The 3845-nt window shown below is 67.6% G+C and carries 2 protein-coding genes; both read left to right on the top strand.

The genetic code is table 11. The features are described from left to right. Positions 1-3518 (top strand): alpha-2-macroglobulin family protein (locus tag VMI09_05405; protein HTQ24112.1); only part of this gene is annotated, 3518 nt, incomplete at its 5' end. Beyond that, positions 3515-3845: transglycosylase domain-containing protein (locus VMI09_05400; protein ID HTQ24111.1), on the top strand; the 331-nt coding region annotated here is incomplete at its 3' end. The genes VMI09_05405 and VMI09_05400, both read left to right, overlap by 4 nt.

Raw genomic sequence — 3845 nt, 5'->3', positions numbered from 1 at the left:
CCAACGAGCTTCAGACGGCGGACTTCCGGGTCGAGGAATTCCGCATCCCGCTGATGAAGGCGGCGATCCGGATGCCGGCGAAAGTCGAGGTCAGAGCGGCCAGCGTTGCGATCGATCTGAGCGCCGAGTACCTCTCGGGGGGCGTGGCGAGCGGATTGCCGGTCACGCTGCGAAGCCAGATCCAGCCCGACGCATATGTCTCTTTCCCCGACTTCGACGATTTCACCTTCGCCAATGGTGAGGTCAAGGAAGGGACCGTCTCGGTCGAATCCGAGTACGAGGGTTTCCCGGTCTTCAGGCCGCCGGGAATCCATCAGCGCAAGGATCTGGTTCTCGACGCCGCCGGGGGCGCGCAGACCTCGATTACCGATATCGCGCGCGCGCCGACGCCGACCCAGGTGACCGCGGAGATGGAATATCGCGACCCCAACGGCGAGACTCAGACCGTTTCCAACTCGGTTACGATCTGGCCGGCGAAGTATCTCGCCGGAATCCGCGCCGACGATTGGGTCTCCTCGCCCGGCCATCTGCGTCTTCGCGTCGCGGCGGTCAAGGAGGGCGGCAAGCCGGTCGCGGGCGCGCCGGTTAAGGTCGCGATCTTCACCCGCAAGACCTTCTCGTATCGCAAGCGCCTGGTCGGCGGCTTTTACGCCTATGACAACACGATCGAAACGCGCCGCGCGGGCGAGTTGTGCTCCGGCCTGACCGACGCGCGCGGAGTCCTGCTTTGCGACGCAAAGACCGCGCTCACCGGCTCGGTCGAGGTCGAGGCATCCGTGCGCGACGAGGCCGGCAACTCGAGCACAGCCTACACCGAGGTATTCATCCCTGGCCCGGGACGCGAGTGGTTCGAGGGTCATGACGAGGATCGGATCGATGTGCTGCCCGAGCATCCGCAATATCAGCCGGGCGAGCAGGCGCGCTTCCAGGTGCGGATGCCCTTTGCGGAAGCGATCGCGCTCGTCACCGTGGAGCGCGAAGGAGTTATCGCGGCCTCGGTGGTGCACCTCTCGGGCCATAACCCGGTCATCACCCTCCCCGTGCGCGAGTACGCGCCCAACGTGTTCGTCTCGGTCCTGGCGATTCGCGGCCGCGTCGGATCGCCTGCACCGACCGGGATGCTCGACCTTGCCAAGCCGGCCTTCAGGCTGGGGATCGCGGAGATTCGCGTCGGCTGGCGCGCGAACCGGTTGAACGTTACGGTCACGCCCGAGCGGCGCGTTTACCGCGTGCGCGAGAAGGCGCGGGTTGCGATCGCGGTCCGGACCGCCGCCGGCGCGCCGCCGCCCCCGGGCAGCGAAGTCGCGGTCGCCGCGGTTGACCAGGGGCTGCTCGAGCTCGCCAGCAACCACAGCTGGAAGCTGCTGGACGCAATGATGGGGCGACGGCCTTATCAGGTCGATACGTCGACCGCGCAAATGGAGGTCGTCGGCAAGCGGCACTACGGATTGAAGGCGCTTGCGCCGGGCGGCGGCGGCGGCCGGCAGATTACGCGCGAACTCTTCGACACGCTGCTGCTCTGGAAGGCGACGGTGCCGCTGGATGCGGCCGGCAACGCGACGGTCGAAGTGCCGCTCAATGATTCGCTGTCTAGCTTTCGCATCGTCGCGATCGCAAGCGGCGGAGTCGGCATGTTCGGCACCGGCGACACGCTGATACGCTCTACGCAGGACCTGATGATCCTGCCCGGAGTGTCGCCGATAATCCGCGCCGGCGATTCGTTCGACGCCGAATTTACCGTGCGCAACGCCTCGGAGCAGCCGTTCACCGCGAAGGTGAGCGCGAAGATCGAGGGCGTCGCGACCGAGCCCCCGCCGCAGGTGCTGGAACTCGCGCCGGGCGAGGGAAAATCGATCGCTTGGAAGGTGGCGGTGCCGATGGGAGTCAGCGAGCTGCGCTACCGCGTCGATGCGGCGTCGATCGCCGGCGCGCCGTCAGACCATCTGAAGATAACGCAGCGCGTGCTCCCGGTCACGCCGGTCAGGACCTACCAGGCGACGCTGATGCGATGGGAGAAACCGATCGCCGAGCCGGTTGCACTGCCCGCCGACGCGCTCGCGGGACAGGGCGACGTGCAGGTCTCGCTCAGTCCGTCGCTGAGCGCGGGGCTCGACGGGGTGCGCGAATGGATGCGCGCCTATCCATACACCTGCATGGAGCAGCGCGTGTCGCGGGCGATCGCGCTTGGCGATCCGGCGCTATGGAACGGCATCGCGGCCGACCTGCCGCAGTATCTCGACGCCGACGGCCTCCTGAAGTTCTTTCCCGATATGCGCGAGGGCAGCGACATCCTGACCTCGTACGTCTTCTCGATCGCGCATGAGGCGGGGTTTACGATTCCGCCGCAGTCGGAAGCGGCGATGGGGCGCGGGCTTGCCGGCTTTATCGCGGGCCGGGTCGTGCGTTACGGCGCGGTGCCGGGAGCCGACCTGCCGCTGCGCAAGATCGCGGCGATCGAGGCGCTCTCGAGCGCGGGCCTGGCCAACGCCGCGATGCTCGGCAGTATCATCGTCGAACCCAATCTCTGGCCCGACGCAACCGTTATCCAGTGGTGGAACGTCCTGCTCCGCCTCCACGACGTTCCCAATCGCGCGCGGCGGCTGGCCGAGGCCGAGCAGATCGTGCGCGCGCGGCTCAACTGGCAGGGCACCGGCGCGCATCTGTCGGGCGGCCAATGCTGGTGCCTGATGACCGACGTCGAGAGCAACATGCTGCGGCTCGACCTGCTGCTCGTCGACAACGGGCTTTGGCACGACGAGGTGCCGCGCGTGATGCAGGGCGCGGTCCGGCTGCAATCGCGCGGTGCGTGGGCGACGACGCTCGCCAATGCGTGGGGCACGCTCGCGGTCGAGAAATTCGCGCGCACGTTCGAGTCGGTGCCGGTCAAGGGAACGACCACGGCGTCGCTCGCGGCGGCGTCGAAGAAACTCGATTGGACGCGCGACCCGCACGGCGGCGATCTCAACCTCGCATGGCCGCCCGCGCAGTCCGATCTGCGAGTTGACCATAGCGGCAGCGGAAACCCGTGGGTGCAGGTTCGCACGCGCGCCGCGATTCCGCTCAAGGCTCCGTTCAGCAGCGGCTACCGCATCACGCGGACGCTGAGCGCCGTGGATAAAAGCCATAGCGGCGGATGGCGCCGCGGCGATATCGTGCGCGTCCACCTCAAGATCGAAGCGCAGACCGACATGACGTGGGTGGTCGTGAATGATCCGCTTCCCGCCGGCGCGTCGCATCTCAACACCGGGCTCAGGCGCGCCTCGTCGATCGCGGCGAGCGCCACCAGCGCGGAAAATTCGAACAACCACAACTACTTGTGGCCCGACTTCGTCGAGCGCCCGTTCGACGCGTACCGCGCCTACTATGAATTCATCCCCAAGGGCAGCTTCGAGGTCGAGTACAATATCCGGCTCAACCAGGCCGGCGTGTTCCAGCTTCCGGCGACTCGCGTCGAGGCGCTCTACGAGCCCGAGATGCTCGGCGAGCTGCCCAACGCGCCGTTGGAGGTCGCGCCGTGACGATACGCCGCCCCGCACCAGTCGCCGCGCTCGCGGCGGCAGCTGGATTGCTGGCCTTGGCTGCGCTTGGCCGGCCCGTCGTGCCGGGTTTCGATGAGGTGCGCGCGCGCTGGCGTCCCTCCGACGCGCAATTGCTCGACCGCCACGGCGAGCCGATCCACGAGCTTCGCGTGGACGCGCGCGGGCGGCGGCTTGCATGGACGCCGCTGGCGGAGATCTCGCCCGCCCTGCAGGAGGCGGTGATCGCGTCGGAGGACCATCGGTTTCAAAGCCATCATGGCGTCGATTTCGCCGCTCTGACAGGTGCCGCCATGCGGCGGCTTGAGG

The sequence above is a fragment of the Candidatus Binataceae bacterium genome, assembly GCA_035500095.1.
Classification (GTDB): domain Bacteria; phylum Desulfobacterota; class Binatia; order Binatales; family Binataceae; genus JAKAVN01.
This window is presented reverse-complemented; position numbering and strand designations above follow the sequence as displayed.